The organism is Marinilactibacillus kalidii (assembly GCF_017599325.1).
GTDB lineage: Bacteria > Bacillota > Bacilli > Lactobacillales > Carnobacteriaceae_A > Marinilactibacillus > Marinilactibacillus kalidii.
In genome coordinates this window covers 1-18,828 of the sequence record NZ_JAGFVM010000026.1, presented here as the reverse complement: position 1 = coordinate 18,828, position 18,828 = coordinate 1, and the positions used below count along the sequence as shown (strand labels likewise).

Annotated in this window: 19 protein-coding genes and 1 pseudogene; 13 read left to right on the top strand and 7 right to left on the bottom strand. The window is 37.0% G+C overall.

The genetic code is table 11. From position 1 onward, the window contains the following. Window positions 1-487 precede the first annotated feature (487 nt). Complete coding sequence (locus J5J05_RS05725; protein WP_208559712.1) at window positions 488-1,981, bottom strand: AcpB/EbpR/MafR family transcriptional regulator; 1,494 nt, start codon at window positions 1,979-1,981, stop codon at window positions 488-490. A 132-nt stretch (window positions 1,982-2,113) separates the two neighbouring features. Here J5J05_RS05725 and J5J05_RS12850 point away from each other — a divergent pair, with 132 nt between their 5' ends. The 3 genes and pseudogenes from J5J05_RS12850 to J5J05_RS12840 all read left to right on the top strand — a co-directional run. Beyond that, window positions 2,114-2,437 carry an SDR family NAD(P)-dependent oxidoreductase gene (locus tag J5J05_RS12850; RefSeq protein ID WP_279633299.1) on the top strand — a complete coding sequence of 108 codons (324 nt, stop codon included), beginning with the start codon at window positions 2,114-2,116 and terminating at the stop codon, window positions 2,435-2,437. 33 nt (window positions 2,438-2,470) lie between these two features. Then, window positions 2,471-2,602 carry a hypothetical protein gene (locus J5J05_RS12845; protein ID WP_279633298.1) on the top strand — a complete coding sequence of 44 codons (132 nt, stop codon included), beginning with the start codon at window positions 2,471-2,473 and terminating at the stop codon, window positions 2,600-2,602. Between the two features lie 20 nt (window positions 2,603-2,622). Further along, a pseudogene (locus tag J5J05_RS12840) lies at window positions 2,623-2,877 on the top strand (SDR family oxidoreductase); the annotation flags it as partial. A gap of 207 nt (window positions 2,878-3,084) precedes the next feature. On the opposite strand, the gene J5J05_RS05715 reads toward J5J05_RS12840, so the two are convergent. Further along, complete coding sequence (locus J5J05_RS05715) at window positions 3,085-3,918, bottom strand: MurR/RpiR family transcriptional regulator (protein WP_208559711.1); 834 nt, start codon at window positions 3,916-3,918, stop codon at window positions 3,085-3,087. A 179-nt stretch (window positions 3,919-4,097) separates the two neighbouring features. On the opposite strand from J5J05_RS05715, the gene J5J05_RS05710 reads away from it, so the two are divergent. The 7 genes from J5J05_RS05710 (at window position 4,098) to J5J05_RS05680 (ending at window position 9,352) form a co-directional block, all read left to right on the top strand. After that, complete coding sequence (locus J5J05_RS05710; RefSeq protein ID WP_208559710.1) at window positions 4,098-4,958, top strand: DUF8171 family membrane protein; 861 nt, start codon at window positions 4,098-4,100, stop codon at window positions 4,956-4,958. 35 nt (window positions 4,959-4,993) lie between these two features. Beyond that, complete coding sequence (locus tag J5J05_RS05705) at window positions 4,994-6,730, top strand: ABC transporter ATP-binding protein (RefSeq protein WP_208559709.1); 1,737 nt, start codon at window positions 4,994-4,996, stop codon at window positions 6,728-6,730. Further along, window positions 6,696-7,517 carry an energy-coupling factor transporter transmembrane component T family protein gene (locus tag J5J05_RS05700; protein WP_208559708.1) on the top strand — a complete coding sequence of 274 codons (822 nt, stop codon included), beginning with the start codon at window positions 6,696-6,698 and terminating at the stop codon, window positions 7,515-7,517. Before J5J05_RS05705 ends, J5J05_RS05700 begins: the two co-directional genes overlap by 35 nt. Before the next feature lie 14 nt (window positions 7,518-7,531). Beyond that, a complete protein-coding gene (locus tag J5J05_RS05695) occupies window positions 7,532-8,353 on the top strand; it encodes a PHP domain-containing protein (protein WP_208559707.1) in 822 nt (273 codons plus the stop codon). Window positions 8,354-8,524: 171 nt separating this feature from the next. Next, window positions 8,525-8,707 carry a hypothetical protein gene (locus J5J05_RS05690; protein WP_208559706.1) on the top strand — a complete coding sequence of 61 codons (183 nt, stop codon included), beginning with the start codon at window positions 8,525-8,527 and terminating at the stop codon, window positions 8,705-8,707. 17 nt (window positions 8,708-8,724) lie between these two features. Next, entirely contained in the window at window positions 8,725-8,943 is a 219-nt protein-coding gene (locus J5J05_RS05685) for a hypothetical protein (RefSeq protein WP_208559705.1), read from the top strand. A 1-nt stretch (window position 8,944) separates the two neighbouring features. Continuing rightward, window positions 8,945-9,352, top strand: a complete 408-nt coding sequence (locus J5J05_RS05680) for a hypothetical protein (RefSeq protein WP_208559704.1) — start codon at window positions 8,945-8,947, stop codon at window positions 9,350-9,352. 92 nt (window positions 9,353-9,444) lie between these two features. Here J5J05_RS05680 and J5J05_RS05675 read toward each other — a convergent pair whose 3' ends face one another. Continuing rightward, the gene (locus tag J5J05_RS05675; RefSeq protein WP_208559703.1) at window positions 9,445-10,047 is read right to left on the bottom strand and encodes a hypothetical protein; all 603 of its coding nucleotides are present in this window, start codon (window positions 10,045-10,047) and stop codon (window positions 9,445-9,447) included. Between the two features lie 84 nt (window positions 10,048-10,131). After that, window positions 10,132-10,491 (bottom strand): hypothetical protein, encoded by a 360-nt coding sequence (locus J5J05_RS05670; RefSeq protein ID WP_208559702.1) that lies wholly within the window; start codon window positions 10,489-10,491, stop codon window positions 10,132-10,134. Window positions 10,492-10,814: 323 nt separating this feature from the next. Here J5J05_RS05670 and J5J05_RS05665 point away from each other — a divergent pair, with 323 nt between their 5' ends. Together J5J05_RS05665 and J5J05_RS05660 are read left to right on the top strand one after the other, a co-directional pair. Next, window positions 10,815-11,642 (top strand): PRD domain-containing protein, encoded by an 828-nt coding sequence (locus J5J05_RS05665; protein ID WP_208559701.1) that lies wholly within the window; start codon window positions 10,815-10,817, stop codon window positions 11,640-11,642. Between the two features lie 106 nt (window positions 11,643-11,748). Beyond that, entirely contained in the window at window positions 11,749-13,695 is a 1,947-nt protein-coding gene (locus J5J05_RS05660; protein ID WP_208559700.1) for a beta-glucoside-specific PTS transporter subunit IIABC, read from the top strand. A gap of 74 nt (window positions 13,696-13,769) precedes the next feature. Here the strand turns inward: J5J05_RS05660 and J5J05_RS05655 are convergent, their stop codons facing one another. Continuing rightward, the gene (locus J5J05_RS05655) at window positions 13,770-14,585 is read right to left on the bottom strand and encodes a formylglycine-generating enzyme family protein (protein ID WP_208559842.1); all 816 of its coding nucleotides are present in this window, start codon (window positions 14,583-14,585) and stop codon (window positions 13,770-13,772) included. Window positions 14,586-14,801: 216 nt separating this feature from the next. After that, window positions 14,802-16,265, bottom strand: coding sequence for a sulfatase family protein (locus J5J05_RS05650; RefSeq protein WP_208559699.1), 1,464 nt, complete (start codon window positions 16,263-16,265; stop codon window positions 14,802-14,804). Between the two features lie 182 nt (window positions 16,266-16,447). Between J5J05_RS05650 and J5J05_RS05645 the strand changes: the two genes are divergently transcribed. Continuing rightward, window positions 16,448-17,200: a MurR/RpiR family transcriptional regulator gene (locus J5J05_RS05645; protein ID WP_208559698.1), complete on the top strand. Its 753-nt coding sequence runs from the start codon at window positions 16,448-16,450 to the stop codon at window positions 17,198-17,200. Window positions 17,201-17,860: 660 nt separating this feature from the next. Here the strand turns inward: J5J05_RS05645 and J5J05_RS05640 are convergent. Continuing rightward, complete coding sequence (locus tag J5J05_RS05640) at window positions 17,861-18,145, bottom strand: hypothetical protein (RefSeq protein ID WP_208559697.1); 285 nt, start codon at window positions 18,143-18,145, stop codon at window positions 17,861-17,863. Window positions 18,146-18,828: the final 683 nt, after the last annotated feature.

Sequence of the window (18,828 nt, the reverse complement as noted above, 5' to 3'; positions counted from 1 at the left end):
AGAACAGTGACCATCTCTCTTGTTTCTGGAAAAATTCACTTATTAGATTATTAGTTTCATTTTCCACCCTAGACAGAGAGAATGCGGAATAGAAAGTAGAACGAGAATGTTATAACCCTATCTTCTAAAGATTTGAATGATGGTTTCTTCGAGTATAACGTTCGTTTATATTTAATAATCATTTGTTGTTTAACCTCTTCTTTACTAGAGCGAAGTATCTGCAGCTGAAGTTCTCCCTACCTTCTCTCGACCTTACTATTTTAGGTACACTGCAAGACTCATCTGAATGTAAGCCAATGCTATCCGATTTTTCTTTCATAATCTCAAAGGTAAATAGTATTCTTTTTAAGAGCATGTTAACCTTAATGCTAATCGAGTACGAAAGGATTTATTCAAATCACCTATTGTTGCTAGGGTCTGCATGATAGCGGTAGAAAAATTCTTTTTTATATTTGAAAAAGATTCTATTGACCTCTCTATATAAACGTTATTTATCGTTATTTAGACCAAATAAATAAGTGTACCTAGGGTTAATTAGTGTAAACAACTTTTTCCAGTCTTTAGTTGTAGGATTGACTTCAAACAGAATATATTCACGATCCTCTATATAGTCAGCAATATACTCATTGTAATTTGTCACAATAATATCAATATTATTGTCATCAAAATAGGTCATTGACATGTCGGCTGCGTCAGGGAAAAAAAGATTATGATAATTACCGATTGACTTTATGGCAATTGCACGGATATTTCCACATACATAGCGATTACCTTCCAATAAAAAAGCAACATTCTTATAAGTTTTCCAATACATAAGTGTTAAAGAATCTGTATAGATTGTTAAATTTGCACTGATATCTTGAACTTGAGTATCCGTCAAATGAAGTGGCTCTTTGAGGTTTTGGCTGATAAAAGCATAGGTTTTATCAAACAACATACTAAAACGTTCTGTTGTGAACTGATTTACATCATGTACATTCTGATTTAATGTAGGCGAAAGAAGGCTTTTTAGATAAATACTGGTAAAAAAAGATTCTAAAAAGACGAGTGTTCTTGCTTTTTCTTTATAAGGTGTTTCAATCAATTGTGCATATTTTTCTGCCCACATAACGGCTAGCCTGCTTTGAGGAACTTTCTCTAGGAACTTCATTTCAGCATTAAAATCCATTAGTGACCTTTTACATAATAAGACAGTGTATATATATAACTTTTCAATATCACTTAAATCAATACCAAAATAGTCAACGACTATTTTTTTTACATTTGAATAATAAGAAGGTTTTAAATTTTTCTTTAAAAAATCTAATTCTTTAGGCAATTCCTGAATGGTCTTTCCATTTAAGAAACGTTCGATTGCGATATATATCGTGTAATTAAAATCACCGAATGTGATATGTGTATACTCATCAAAAAAGTTTTCCTGACGTAAAGCCAACGTAATATTATGAATCGATAAAGGAGGAAAAACGGTATGTGAAGTTATACTGGATTCGTAATAAAAATCATAGAAAAACCGTCGAATATTAATTTCATTTCCCACAAAATCAACTCGATTTTTCGAAATCATGATGCCATATTCACTGAGAATCGGCTCAATGGTTTTCAAATATCTTAAAATACTACTTTCGGATAAAAGCAATTCTTCAGACCATTCAATTAAGGTCAAACATTCATTGAAAAAAATTTGTTCTATTATCTTAAATAGCGGTTCATCTTCTATGAGTAGCTGTTTAGACTGTGTGTATTGTGATCGGTCTAGAATGGTAAATGTATAACCGATAAGAGAAGATTCAAGAATAACAATCTCTTCAAAATAATCTTTTATAAAATGGATATCGGTCAAAATCGTTCGATCACTTACGCTTAATGTTGTTTCTAATTCTTTTAAAGTATGTGCTGATGTACGCTCAAAGGTATCAAGTAACTTGAGGACTCTACGTGTTTGTTTATTAACGATAAACTGTAATTGAAATTCTTTCATACGGGATCCTCCATAACCACAACGAATAGTCAAAGTGATGACTGTTATTCTATAATTTTACCTTTAATAGAAGAGTAGAACAAGAAAAATATAGCATAAAGCCTGGAAAAACAGGCATTAAAGAGAAGAATAATGAATAAATTAAATGGTAAAATCGCAATCGTTACGGGTGCTGCTTCGGGAATGAGTAAGTCAATTGCAGAGCTATATACAGCTGAAGGTGCGGCAGTTATGCTCGCAGATTTTAATCTGGAAGGTGCACAAGCAGTTGCTCAGGAATTAAAGGATAAGGGATTTAAAGCTGAAGCCATTAAAGTAGATGTAGCCAATTCAGATGATTTAAATGAAATGTTTAAACAAACCATCAATGCATTTGGTAGCTATGATATTTTAGTTAACAACGCAGGGGTAATGGATAGTTTTGAGCCCGTTGGTGAAGTAACCGATGAAAACTGAGACCGTATTTTTGATATCAATACAAAAAATGTCATGAGATCTTTGCGTCAAGCCGTCAATTATTGCCTTGAAGAAGATAAAAAAGGCATCATCGTTAATACAATCTCTACAGGCGGTTTGAATGGCGCACATGCCGGTGCTACGGAGCATCTAAACATGCAGTAACGGCATTAACGAAAAATAGAGCCTTTATGTATGCAGAAAAAGGTATTAGAGTAAACGGCATAGTACCAGGTGCTGTAGCGACTAATATTCGTTCTTCCATGACAGGTATGAGTGATTTAGGGACAGCCAGAGCACGTATCGCTCAATCTGTTATACCTAAAGTTGGAACAGCTGATGATATTGGTAAAGTGGCAGTATTCTTAGCTTCAGAAGATTCTGACTTTGTTAATGGGACAATCATCGTTGCCGATAGTGGTTGTACATCGGCATTTTAATCAATAGATTTAAATAAACTAGAAAACATTGGTTTTATTGATGAATGTAAAGGAGCCCTTTCCTTTTGTGGAACAGCCTCCTTTTTTACATAATTTTTCAGTTGGAAAAGCATATGAATAATATGCAGAGAAAGCGATTGGACAACACTATCGATCGCTTTTTTTGTGCTTAAGATGAAACTTTTACAAATCGTTTTCATAAAAGGGTTAACGTGGTAATACGTCCTTATAGCGTTTACGCAATTCTTGCAGCTTATCTAACTGATTTAATTTGACGTCTTTCTCATAAGCACTAATGGCGATAATCAATATCTCGATCAACAATGTAGGGGCAACCATCGAATGAAACTCCCAAGGCTCGCCACGACTGCCAAACAAGGTAATATCTGCCTGATCAGAAATGGCAGATACGAGTTGATCGGTCAGCGCAATCACCTTGTAGCCAATGTTTTTTGCTTCAGAGAAGATCACAGCTTCTTCAGGTAGGACCTTTCGACCAAAGGCTAATAGAATGAGAACATCGTCTTTTTTTAGATGAATCATATCTTCTAGCAATTCACTACCACTATGTTCTATCTTATGCAGGGACAATCCGTAACGCGCCAATCTAAAATAAAGTAGATCCTGCAGACCAACTGAAGAACCTTGGGCATAGATATAAACATGATTAGACTGACTAACTAGTTTAGCAGCTTCATTCAAAGTCTCTTCCGAAAAGTGCTGGGCAGTAAATTCGAGATGGTTCATTGCAGTGTGAAAGTGATTAGATAAACCTTCTCCTTCATCAGATTGAGACAAAATGGATTCAATTTTTTTCGCTGGTGTAGGTGTCATTTGCTGGTTGGTTTTCTTTTTGAAATCTTTCATATTGTTGAAGCCAGTAGAACGCCAAAATCGCGAAACAGAAGCAATGCTTAACCCTAAAGTGTCAGCTAGTTCTTGTTCGGTAGAAAGCAAAACAGTTTGTAGATGTCGTTCGACATATTCAGCGATTTTTTGTTGTGCGGGGGTCATATCTCGAGTCTGCCAGTTAAAATTCATCGTAATTCCTCCTTCAGCGGTTACAGTAGTGAATACAATGTAAGTATAACACGCAAATGTAAGAAAAATTACATCATTATCTAAGTGATATAATTTTTACAATCAATTTACATGATTCATGTTCTAAGTTAACAATCGAACGGTATAGTGAAGACAGATATAAATTGGAGGGATAAAAAATGGGTCAATTGAAAACGCGATATGTAATGACAGAACAACAGAAAATGATGGTATTTATTCTATCCATGTCACTCTTTGGCATGGCAACGATGGTATCAGAATTATTGCCAGAATTGAAATTTGGATTAGTCGAATTCAAAGTGGAGTACTTTCTATTCATTCCTTTATCATTAGCGATCCTGTTCCATCCACTACATGCAGCTGTTGGCGCAGCATTAGGCAGAATCATTTTCGGGGAGATCATGCTTGGACAGTTTGAAGCACTCGGAGAGATCGAAAGCTTTTTAGGACTTGTCTTAGCCTTATACGTAGCAGGAATCATCGTCAGAGACCCATCGAATAAAAAGATGGTTGGATTCGCAGCCCTACTCGCAGTGGTGATTGATCAGTTTATTAGTATGGGAGTCGACATCGGTAAAGTTTGGATCGGTGTAGAGGAATTTGAAGCTGTACCAGGACTGATAGAAAGTATCGTCGCCATAGAAGGCTTTGCCTTTTTAAATGACGTTTTATTTTCTGGCATCCTGTTTGCGATGATTCCAACAATGTATCTGGTCCCAAAATTATACGGAAAAATCGAGCCGCTTTTAGGTATGAAACCGAAAACCAAAGACTTAAATATTCCAATCAGTGATATCATCACACCCAATTTCATGGTTGGTGCAGCAGTGATAGCGGTCGTTGCATTTGTAGCTGAAGCCTTTTCCGAATCGGAATTTGCGCCATCCTTTGAATGGGCATTTGCCGTCGAAAATGAAATTTTATTTATGATGATCAGCTTGATCGTCGCTTCCTTAATCTCTATCCTAATTATCTGGAAGATTCTGAGTAACCGAGAAAATAGAAAAACAACCAACTAGACGATTTGCAGTAAAGCAAGAAGAGAGGACAGATTATGAGCTTAATCGAGATCAATCACGTGACATTTCAATATCCAGGAGCGACAGTGCCCTCGCTTTCTGACGTTTCGCTGAACATCGAAAAAGGAGATTTCATCGCCATCATGGGTGGGAATGGATCTGGCAAAACAACGTTGTGTAAGTTACTCAATGGACTGATTCCTCATTACTACGTCGGAGATATCGAAGGCGAAGTGATCGTTGATAAAATGAAAACCTTAGAGAGCAAAGTGACGGATTTAAGCGGTTCTGTAGGATACGTTTATCAGGACTTCGAGAATCAGTTGGTGCGCGCCAAAGTCATTGAAGATGCAAGTTATAGTCCACTCAATTTTGGTTATCCAGATTATTTGGAGCGCGGAAAGAAAGCTTTAGAAAAAGTAGGGTTAAAAGGGAAAGATGATGAGTATATCTGGGAGCTCAGTGGTGGACAGAAACATTTACTGGCATTAGCAGGTGCGATTTCTCTTGAGCCGGGTATTCTGATCGTTGATGAACCCGTTGCACAATTAGATCCTCAACATGCTAAAGCGTTGTACGATGTATTGAAATGGTTGAATGAAAAAGAACAAACGACCATTATTGTGATCGAACATCATACAGAGTTTATCTCTGAATACTGTAAAAATGTGGTATTGATGGCAGACAGTAAACTCATATGGAAAAAAAGTGTGCGAGAAGGGCTAACACGCATCAATGAATTAAGAGAAAGACAAATTTATCCGCCGCAAATCACTCAAGCAGCCTACGCATTAACAGAAAAAGAAGACAGAACACTACCGATCAATTTAAGTGAAGCGACGGAGTATTTCAAATCCTTTAACCTGACGGAATGTTTTCAGCCGTATTTAACGCCTGTTCCAAATCATACTGGAGAAAAAATCGTAGACATCCAGCAAGTTGATTTTTCCTACAAGATGATTTCTAGGCAGAAAAAGAAAATCTTAAAAGATGTCAGTTTGACTATTCATAAAGGAGACCGTATCGCACTGGTTGGAAATAATGGTGCAGGTAAATCCACATTGATGCGACTGATGACAGGAATCGAAAAGCCGGAATTTGGTGACGTCTTGCTCAAGAACATTAATACAAAAGGTGTTGCCCCAGAATCTTTTGCGGATATGGTTACCTACATTTACCAAAACCCAGAAGAAATGTTTATTGAAGATTCGATTCAAGCAGATATTGAGTACTTTTTGAAAGCAAGAAAGGTCAAAGATTATTCGGAAACAGTTGAAAAGATCATCGATCTATTTCAATTAAGAGAAATAAAAGACCGCGATGGGCGATTATTAAGTGGTGGGCAACAAAGAAGAGCTTCCCTAGCTATTGGTGTAGCGATGCAGCCTTCGCTGATTTTACTGGATGAACCAACAGCGAATTTAGATATTGGGACAAGAAAACATATTGCGCAATTTATTCAATCCTTAAAGAACGAGGCGGAAGCAGTAATTATTGCGACACACGATATGCAACTAGTTTCTGAATGGGCCAATCGAATCATCGTGATGAAAGATGGACAGATCATCCATGATGGCGATAGAGCTTCTGTCTTTTCAAATAAAGCCCTATTAAATAGTGCTGGGTTAACACCGCCACAAATTATGGAACTGAGTCAACTACTTGGGACGAAACTAGCTTATTCAATTGAAGAATTTGTTGCCTATGCACAAGAAAGTAAGGAGGAAGTCACGTTCGATGGATATTACAAAGAAGCTGCAAGGGTTTATTAGTGTAGAACAATTAAAGATTGAAGTACTGAACGCTGCTTATGGTAATACCGATACGACCATAGCAAAACTAGATTCAAGAACAATTTTTATGTGGTATGTCTTTTACGCGATCTTCCCTTGGCTGACGCATAGCTGGATCGTATTGACCGGTATGTTTTTGATGCTCGTAGCTATGATCTATCTGGCTCGAGTGAGTTACTTACTACTATTCTTGTTTGTTTTTGGACTGGTTGGACAAGGCAGTATGGTGCTTGGCGTCTCCCTCTTTTTTGGTGGGAATCTGACGACCATTTTACCGCTGCTCATGTTTGAATTGAAACTTGCCATTATCTCTCTGGCGGGATTAATTGCCTTTTCAACGATGGAACCTGAAAAGCTTAGTGATGGATTGTTGAAAATAGGTGTACCAGCGCAAGTTTCCTTCAGTATTTCCTACGGCTATAGAATGCTGCCAACCTTGATTGAAGAGTATCATCACGTATTTATGTCTTTTCGTCTGAGAGGAAAAGCGCCCGACCAACATGGTCTACTATACTGGCGGACGGTCCTCTATTTTATGACGCTCATTGTAAAGTCATTTTATCCACTGATGTTGAGTTCAGCGAAGCGCGCACGTACAACAGTAGAATCCTTAGAATCAAGAGGGAGTTTATACTCATTCAAGAACCCTGCTGTGAAAAAAGTTAAATTAGGCTACATGAAATTTACGTATAAAGATGGGTTGTTTGGTCTCTTTAATCTTTTATACGTTATCATGTTATTCATGTTAGCAGTCGCATTACACTAAAAAGGAGTATACACATGAGAATAGATTTCCATACACACATCAAAATCGCAAAAGTTTCTAGATTTATGCCCACCTACTTTGAAGACATGGTCGATGAAGCAAAAGCTGCAGGGTTGACAGCGATTTGCATCACGGAACATTTCAATACGTTCCAATCGATGGATACCTACGACTACTTAAAAGAAAATTATGCCTATCACAAGCACTTTTACGATGTGAGAGGGCTGAAAGTCTTTACTGGAATGGAAGTAGATGTAAAAGAAGTAGGTCATATTTTGATAATCGGGGAACGAACAGAAATCGTCGAAATGCGAAAGGCACTGACTGAGTATGAGCAAAAGCCGGATTTTATGCCCTTTAAAGCGTTGATGGATTTAGCAGATACGTATGATGTGCTCAGAATCGGCGGGCATCCTTTAAGAATCAGTACACCATTGACGCATCATGATCCAGAACAATTGAAGCGACTAGATGCTTTTGATTTAAATGGTAGAGATCTTTATGCACAAGGACAGCATCCTTACAGAGAACAATTGAAAACTTTCGCAGAAACGATTGGATTACCAATCGTTGGCGGAAGTGATACGCATCAGTATTTACAATATGGTTCGATTTTTAATGAAAGTAATCGTGACTGTGAAACGATAGATGACTTGAAAGCCATGATTCAATCTGGAGATTACGAAACCATTGTCTCCTCAGCGTTAGATTTGAAAGTGAAATCAGCCAGCCTTGTTAAAAAATTGATCAAAACATCTTTAGACGAAAATGGCATTGCTGCTGGATATCATCAGGTTGCCTTAAAAAGAGAAGCAACAAATAAAGTATTCAGTTAATAACAGCAAAAAAGCGGCCAGGACATCGTCTCGGTCGCTTTTTTAGTTGCTGATTACAACAAAAAAATCCTATTTTAGTCGGAAAAAGTTTATTAAGAATTAATTGAAATTCGAATTGAGGCTTGTATACTGTAAATAACAGATAAAGTGATGAGAATAAGGAGGAAAGTGATGAATCGTTTATTTGATACCAATAAAAAAACATACGTAGAAGATGAAGAGGAAAAAGAAGAAGAGATGTATAGGGGACAAGCTTTTTCTTGTTTTGGCGTATTCGCCTTGATCATCATTATAATGGTCGCAAGTATCATCGCTTACTTCATGTTCGTTGGTTATACATTCAATACACCTTAATAAAGGGAGGAAACACAATGGATTCAAACTCAGAAGACCGTACAGTGGATAAAGCCATCTTTTTTACATATTTATGCTTAACTATTTTGACACTCGGAACACTTATAGAGCGGGTGATCAAAGGTCGTTTGGCAATAGAAGAACTACCAGGTTCACTCTTAACGATCATGTCCATATTACTGATTTTTAAAACAGTGATTAGCTATAAAAAGTGGCGAATGAAAAAAGGAGAGTAATATGTCCAGAAAAAAACGGACAACATTTGAGCAAAGGATTTTTAGATGTCTACTTTTAGTCATGGGCATTTTTCTAACAGCCTGTCAGCAAAATGATTTTTTTGTAGAAGAGACGTCAATTGTCAAAATAGATATTTTAGATCAAAAAACGGATAGAAAAATGGCGACCGTTACAGATGATTCTTTTATTCAGTCACTCATAAAAGAATTAGGAACAGCCCAGACTAGCGATACCGCTAATATGGATATAATGAGCCCCGATTATCAGCTAGTATTTATCGATAACGAAGGAACTGTCGTTAAGGAAATCGGCTATTACATTGAGGTTAAGAACTTCGGGGTAAGTGGTCGCTATCAGGTGGATGGAGAACACATTGCTGTGACGACAGAACTGCCGATTGAGTTCTAAAAGAAATAGAGGCGTATAATCAGGTGAATGACCAACTAAAATAGGCACACGTGAGTAGGGTTACTCAAGTGCGCCTATTTTTAGTTGAAGGCTTAAAACTTCTTCTTAGGATGTTTATCAATAATCTCAGGATATTTACCAAGGAGCGAAAGGCCGATTGAGGTCAGCGTATAACCGCGTACATGAAAAAGCGTTTCTAATTCATCTTCGAGGTAAGCTCGTTTAACGCGTACCATTAGCTGTCCTTTGGTTAAAGTGGTGTAGCCAGTTGCATTTTTTTCTTTTAATAAAGCTTTAAGCTGGGCAGTGTTCAAGTAAGTTAGAGAAGCCACCGCTGACATCTCTTTGGCATAATGTTTTTCTAAAACTTCCTCGAGGGCTTGTGCTGGATTGATTCCATAAGTATATTCAAAATATTTTGGAAAGCCACTTTCATTGGTGAATGTTGAAAAACTGATTCTCCAAAGTAAAATCAAGTGTCCGGGAAGAATCCCTTCTTCTAAGCGAACCATATTTCTTTTTGGTACAAGTGAAGACGAGCCAATCTCAACGTCTTTCAACCAAGTATCTAAATCACGATCTGGAGATAAGTAGGGTGCTTCATCATGTTGATCGTATAAGGATAAATATTTTTTAATCTGCTCATCCTTTTGATCTAACTGATCGTTCTGACGTTCAATATTATGTGTATTCATGATGGTTCTCCCCTTTATTGAATAGACTGATTAGACTCCATCATAACAGAAGATGGGGATAGTGACAAAAACAAAATACGGTTGTTATTTGTCACTGAAAGACGATCGTTTATTTTTTTTAGGCTCTCCAAAAGACAACCCTACAACAAAAATGATGGTACCGATAATGATTCCAATATTGGAAATGATTAGACCGAATAGATGGGTTAAAAGAATCACGATACCGGAAAAAATCAAACAAATGAAAAAGACTTTTTTTCTAATCAGAATGATCTGATCCCAATGATACTGATCCCGTTTATGCGCTAATACATAATAATCATGAAACAGTCGCCTTTGATTTTTTTTAGAAAGCACGTTAAGAAGTAAAGTGAGCGTCAGCATTAGCCCAAAAATAACATAAAACATATCCAAGGTGGTGGGTTTTCCTATTGCAAAAAACACGGTAATGTCTTACCTCCTTTAAAAAATGTATTATCAAATATGCAATGATAAAAAGCACTGTTAGTAGCTATAGTTTACCAAAAGGATCGAAAAAATTAATGTCAATTTAACTCAAGATTCCGGACTTCAACAGTGAGTTTTTTAGAAAAAAAGTCCAAAATAGAAATAAAACGCTTGCATTGGCTGGGATGTTCTGTATAATAAAAATTAATCGAGTGGGTAGTTACTGGTGAAGCAGGCTATACCTTAAAGTAGGTGTCAGGTACCGGCACATATTTTAATGGTATAGTCTTTTTTTATTATCAAAGGGGGTACTAGACGTCTTGAAGATCAAAAAAATATTAAATAACAATGCTGTTTTGGTCCGACAAGATGACAAAGATTTTATCTGGATAGGAACTGGGCTAGGATTTGGGAAAAAATTGGGAGAAGAAGCAGATCAAGACAAAATTGAGAAAGTATTCATTATGCATCAAAAATCCTCTGAACGCTTCGGTCAGCTCTTAAAAGATATTCCGGTAAAATATGCCGCTTTAGCGGATGACATCATCGATTACGCTAAACAGCAAATCCAATATCAGTTGAGTGATACGATTTATATTTCCCTAACAGATCATCTTTATAATTTGATTAACTTGCACAAAGAAGGCATCGCAATCAGTAACAAGTTATCTTGGGAAATACAGAAATTCTATCCGATAGAATATGCTGTTGGCGAATACGCTGTAAAACTGATTCAAGAAAAAGAACAAGTGAACGTAGATGAATCAGAAATTAGTAATATTGCGATGCATTTCATTAACGTTCAAATCAATAGCAGTAATGAAAAAGTTGAAGATATCCAGTCGATGACTAAAAAAGTGAAAGAAATTATAGGCATTATTAGAAATTATAATAAAATTCATATTGATGAAAATAGTATTGCTTTCGAGCGCTTTGTCACCCATTTACGCTTCTTCTTTAAACGTCTGGAAAAAGCGTCGACGTCTAGTCAAAAAAGTAATTCGCTTCTGGAACATGTTGTTGATAAATATCCAGAAGCTTATGCCTCTACTCGATTGATTGAAAAGTACTTACAAGTGACCATGTATGATGATGAACAACTGTATTTGACATTACACATTCAAAAATTAATTGAAAATGGTAAATAGTTAAGGTGTTACTGGTAAAGCAGGGAAGACTTAACTGAACCGCTACTTTAGTGTGGTGGTTTGGTTGTGTCTTGTCTTTTTATTTGAAAAAAGGAGGAAATAAGCGATGGAATATAAAGCATTTAATGAAACATTATTGAATAAAATTGGTGGAAAAGAAAATATTAGTGGTTTGACCCATTGTATGACGCGTATGCGATTTAAACTAAAAGATGAATCAAAAGCAAAAACAGATGAAATCAAACAGATGGCTGGTGTGGTTACAGTTGTTCAGAGTGGTGGTCAATACCAAGTCGTGGTGGGCAATCATGTTGCGGATGTATATAAAGAATTCGTCCAAGTAGCGGGTATCCAAACAGATGATAGTAGTGAAATGGAAGAAGACAAACCTAAAGGAGTGTTAAATAATTTTATTGATATCGTGTCTTCGATCTTTACACCGATCATCAGTGTATTGATGGCATCCGGTATGATCAAAGGGCTATTAGCTCTTTTAACGGCTTTCAGCTTATTGGATAAGACGAGTGGTATTTATCTGATATTAAATGCTACAGGAGATGGATTATTTTACTTTTTCCCTATTTTTCTAGGCTATACAGCGGCTAAGAAATTTGGCGGTAAACCCTTTTTAGGAATGGCAATAGGTGCAGCTTTGGTGTATCCGACAATCGTAACAGCGAATAGTGGCGCAGGTGAATCGCTGCTTACCTTGTTTCAAGGAACTGCCATTGAATCACCGATTTACGTCACCTTTTTTGGGATACCTGTTATCTTGATGAGCTACACTTCAAGTGTTATTCCAATTATAGCGGCGACCTACATGGCATCGAAAGTAGAAGGGTTCTTTGAAAGAATCATTCCAAGAGCAATCAGAAGTTTCTTCGTTGCTTTCTTGACATTATTAGTGACTGTGCCACTAACGTTTTTAGTAATTGGTCCACTGACAACTTGGGTTGGATTGATTATCGGACAAGGACTATCAACAGCGTATGAATTTAGTCCAATCATCGCCGGAACATTGATCGGTGGTTTCTGGCAAATCTTTATCATGTTCGGACTCCATTGGGGATTTATTCCAATCGCACTGAACAACTATGCAACATTAGGGTTTGATGTAGTTGTAATGGCAGGATTGGCTACACCATTAGCGATGGCAGGCGTAACATTAGCCATTTTCTTTAAAACAAAAGATAGAAAGTTAAAAGAAATCTCTCTTCCAGCATTCTTGTCAGCGGTGTTTGGGATCACGGAACCTGCTTTATATGGGGTAACGCTACCTAGGAAAAAAGCTTTTTATGCTACTTCCGTTGCAACAGCAATAGCTGGTGGGATAATGGGGATCTTCAAAACAAGAGTATACATCAATGGTGGAACAGGTATCTTTGCCATTCCGAGATTTATCAATCCTGAAACAGGGATTGATAATAGTGTCATAGGATTTGTTGTAGCGATTGCATCAGCGTTTGTATTAGGATTTGTCTTTACCTATTTCTATGCATATAGTACAAAAGACGATCAGAGTAATGTGAATGAAAAACTCGATGAGCAACTTGAAGAAGAAGAACAAGTGAATGGAGAATTAGGTCAAAATGTTATGTACAACTTAGCGACGCCAATCAGCGGAGATATCGTCCCTCTCAGTGAAGTGGAGGACAATGCGTTTTCCATTGGATTGTTAGGTAAAGGAATTGCGATCATGCCAAGCGAAGGAAAGGTATTTGCGCCAGCAGATGGATCAGTTACCACTTTATTTCCAACACATCACGCTATCGGTATCACAACCACAGATGGTATAGAGGTATTGATTCACGTAGGAATGGATACAGTCAACTTAGATGGGCGACACTTTTCTCCGAAAGTTAAGCAAGGAGATATTGTCAAAAAGGGACAATTATTACTAGAATTTGATAAAGAAGGTATACAAAAAGAAGGGTATTCCGTGATTACACCGGTAATCATTTCAAATACCAATCAATACTTGGATATTTTGGAAACGAGTAACAAAGAAATGACGCAAGTTGGAGACGAAGACTTTATTACGGTTATTGCCTGATATAAAAAGAACCATAAAAAATAGTAGCTGCGAAAATGATTATTTTCGTAGCTACTATTTTTCATTTTCGAACATTATGCATCTACCGCACATCGGAACCCCATATTCCCAGTAGAAGAGTCGATGGTATTAGACGTTCTAGCGGCGACCCGATACCGATTACAGTAACTATCGTGACAAAGGTAACTACCTCCGCGAACGGTTTTGACTGTTGTATCCTTATTTTCTAGGTCCCAATCGAAGTTATTCGTGCACCATTCCCAAACGTCTCCGGCCATACTATAAAGACCATACTGATTTGGAGGAAAAGCTGTGACAGGGGCAGTACCGATATAGCCGTCTTCTGCTGTATTCGTGTAAGGGAAATCACCTTGCCAGATATTGCACATATGCTGACCTTGAGGGTGTAATTCATTTCCCCATACATAGCGTTGGCTGAGCAAGCCACCTCTGGCTGCATATTCCCATTCTTTTTCATGGAGAAGTCTTTTACCAGCCCAACGACAATAAGCCTGCGCATCATTCCATGAAACATGAACGACAGGATGGTCCATGCGCGTTTCTATGTCTGAATCGATCCCTTCTGGATGATGCCAAGTTGCACCAGGGACGACTCGCCACCAAGGGCTTTGTATCGGGATTTCTTTAATACTTTCTTGTGTTTCTTCTGATAACAACAAGTGAAATACAAAAGACCAGCCATATTGCTCTGCTTCTGTTCGGTAGCCTGTTTCACTAATGAATTGAGAAAATGCTGCATTTGTTACGGGGGTAGGGTCAATATAAAATGAAGAAACTGTTTCTTCTCTGATAGGACCTTCTCGATCAGCCACATGGATATCGGCATCTTCTGACCCCATTAGAAAAGTCCCCCCTTTAATCAGTACCATATCATTCAAGTGTGTGTCCTTTGAATCGATAGATACAAGAGAAGGATCGGATGCGATGGCTTCTAAGGAAACTTTTTTTCCGGATTGGTTTGGTTGACAACAGCCCATAAAAATACCTTCTTTCTATTGAATAAATATGAAAAATTAGACAAAGGTAAAAGACGAGTAGGATTTACCTGCTCGTCTATCCCTTAATTGAACTCTCTTTAGCCTGAATTAAAAGCGGCTATCACGTTTATGTGGCACGACATCGCTGGTTTCAACGAAGTAACGAAGCATTCTGTTTTGGAACGTGGCAATTTCAGAAGTGTATTTCTCTGAGTGAATCAAATTGTTACGCTCGTTTGGATCTGATTTTAAATCATAGAACTCGTCATCTTCGTATAAACGATAAACATACTTATAATCTTGATTTCTGATCATAGTGGCTTTCGTATGTTGTGGCATTTTCTCTTGTTCAGTTGTTCTTGGCCAATAAGGATTATTAGGCTGATGTCCAGCATCCATAGCATAGGCGCCTTCTTCTTTCAGTCTGCCACCTTCTGAGAATACGACATCTCTATGGGTATCGGAACCTTCAAACACGGAACGAAGCGATTTACCGAACTGTGTATGTTCCGGTGTAATGTCCGTTAGATCCATTAATGTAGCTTGAATATCGATCAATTCAACCAAAGCGTCTGTATTTCGTGATACAAAATCAAAGTTTTTGGCAGGTTTGATAACTAAAGGAACATTTGTCAGCATATCTTCAAAGGTATTCTGATTCTTTTCAGCAATTTCGTAATCGCCGGTATAGTCTCCATGGTCACTGAAAAACACAAAAATCGTGTCATCGTACAAGTCTTTCTCTTTTAACGTATCGATGAGTTTACCGATATGATGGTCAAGCTTCATGCCCATTGCATAATAAACTTGTTTGATTTTTTTCAAGTCTTCGTCTGACCAATTATAGAGTTCCTGATTTTTATGAATCCCTCTTAAAATACTTGGTTTTCTGCTCCACTCGTCTTCGGTTAAGCGGACAGCTTCATCGACTAATGCGGCATCCACTTTATCGAACCATTCTTGATCCACACTGTAGGGTGGGTGAGGTAAGCTCAATGCTACATAAGCACAAAAAGGATCATCGCCAAAAGTATCATTCTTAATGAATTCAATCGTACTTTCCAATTGGTCTTGATCAAGGTGGTGAACTGTTTCTTTCACACCTTTATAGTGCGAGTAATCAGGCTTTTTATCAGCATCAGCTTTTGCATGTTCGGGCGCTGATTTTTTTTGACTCATCATTTCTTTCATCTTAGCAGAAAACTGATCATCCACTGTAGTAGCGAATTTTGAAAGATCTCCATCTACTTTGATGCTATCATTTCGACCACCCCAATAAACATGGTAACCATTATTTTTTAATGTTTTCAAAATATTAGGTTCGGTGTCGTCCATTAGATTATGCATGGTACGGAAGCCTTTTGTATGAGGATACCAGCCGGTTAAAAACGAATTTCTACTGGGAACACATACGGGGTTTTGACAAAAAGCGTTGGAGAAACTAACGCCTTCTTCAGCAAGTTGATCAATATGGGGTGTTTTAATAGCTTGATTGCCGTTGTAACCGATAGAATCTGCTCTCCATTGATCGGCGACAACCATCACGATATTCGGCTGCTTTTTATTTGTCATCATTTTTCTCCTTTAATTTGAGTCTGTATTCCTTTATATTAGTTATACAGCAAAAAGGACTTATTTTCAATATTGAAAAGAACTTAAGTCCGAAAAGAATGATTTCTTTCAATTGTAATAACGGTATAATAGAAATGAATGAACAGCCAGTAGAGAACATGAACAAGAGAGGATACAGATATATGAACCCTGTAGATAGACTCGAAAAAAATATGGAAAGCTTTACTAAGTCTGAAAAAAGAATAGCGAGTTATATTGTTGAAGATCCCATACTAGTGGTGCAATTAACGGCGGAAGAGTTGGCAAAAGAAGCCGGTTCCTCTAAGACAGCCTTCATCAGACTCTGTCAAAAAATTGGTTACCAAGGCTATTCTGAATTTAGATTTTCATTATCTAAGTTTCTCGTATCGCACAAAACAGAAAATGAAGAAGAGCTACCAATTATCCAGTCACTCACCTCGGTCTATAGTGATCATATCAGACAAATCGCACAAACAGTAACAGAAAAAGAACACAAAGCTTTTTGTCGTTTGATCGGTGAGTCTAATCGAATAAAGATATTTGGCTACAATCGGACCGGTATGGCCGCACAACAACTCCGAATGCGAATGGCAAAAATCGGTTATGACTGTGAATATACAACGGATCTTTTATTGATGAAAGATATCGTTAATTCACTAAAAGAAAATGATCTAGTCATTATTTTCACCATAAAAGGCTCCAGTTATTACGATGATATCGTTAAGCAGTTTAAAATGAATCAAGCAACAGGTGTCTTGATTACAATGAATCCGAGTACACCCTTAAGCAGGGAAGTAGATTTGACGATCAATCTACCACTCGTTTCAAGATCAACGACACACTTTCTGGACGACCAAGCAGTTTTCTTCGTGTATATAGAAATACTGCTCGCAGGATTGGCGGAATTGGATTGAAATAGAAAGTTGAATATAGAAGAGCAAAGATCATAACGATTAAAACAAACATTATTAGTCGTAGTGTAAAGATGCGATTATTTGTTACCTCGTGGTATTTTTGATATGTGGGAAATGAGCTTTCAATGTCTTTAAGCTAGTTTTCATATAGCCTGACAGTTCAGGACTAGTTGGTTGATCTAAAAGTCATTTTAACGACTTTAAGACGTTGTGTCCAACAGACTTAAGAACAGCTTGTTAGACTTTCTAGGTAGCTCCCCATAACATCTCAGAAACGATCGTTGCTTCTTTACTCTAAGATAAGTGGGATGAATACCTGAAATTGATAAAGTATATTTCTTTTTATGCGTACTGTAAGATACAAAGTTATCTTTAAACATAATATTCTCATCTTGGATATTGCGTACATTTTGTATATTATTTGATGTAGGTAAGTGAATTGCTCCCAAGTATATTTACTTTTGGTCGACTATTATTTTACGGGAGAACTTACTTGTTTTCTAATTTAAACGAAGAAAAATGGCGTTGGTGAGAAATCACCAACGCCATTTATTACAGAACCTAATTACTTAGCGACGCAAATTTTATTAAAAGGATACTTTAGGTTTATTTACTAAAAGCGATTGAGAACTCACTTCAAAAAAGTTAATACCCTGTTTTTCAAAGTGAAACCAAATCAGGGAAGAACATGTTTAATGTTGCTCCTGCCATTAATATCCCAATAAACAAAGGAAATGGATTGAAAAAGTCACTTGAAAACTCACCCGTCTTTATATTTATATATCTTGAAATCACCATGCTTGAAATAGTTACAAAACTTATAGTAAATATACCTATAAATACATTCAATAAGCTACTATCGTCAATATTTCTCACAGCATTACAGATCATTAAAGAGAGAAGCACACTCAAAAGATATTGAAAAAATATATTTATCATTTTCATATTGTTTTATCGCCTTTCCTTTAAGGTATACCAAGAAAAATACAAGTGTTCTAGCAGCTACTCCTGACCAATAATTATTTAAGCCACATATCTGAAGGCTCTTGCCACCATATTTTCTATGGAACCTTGAAAACCATATGCAATATTTAGGATATTAGCTATAGCCTTATAGGTAAAGTAACCTCTGATGGATTTAGGTACTTTTGCAACCATTTGTTTCGTATTCTATATACGGAAGGCGGTCATACTGGGTTCCAAAAGAAAGAGGGGTTTCTCATAATGAAGAATGCCACACCGTTCAAACGACGGAACATTCTCATACTCTTGAACTTTAATATTCCAGTTTTCTTTTAGTATAGCAGATATTTTCGGGTTCGACTCGAGTTCTTTAATAAATGCTTCTACATCGAATGCTAAATCAGATTCGTTTAACTCTTTTACAGAAAACGTATCTTTTATTATTTCATTGTCACTAAGAATTTCAGATTTGTTATTTATTTTTGAAGCTAAGACGGTAGTAGTGGGAGTTATTGTTGCAAAGAATACATTTAATACGCTTTTTCATTATCATTATTGTTCTCCAAAATTAGTCAAGTCCAGAGTTCTGTGTAAAATGTACGATACTTTGTTTTTAGTTTTATTCGTTTGATTCAAACTGGATATATTTTCTCGGAGAACTGATC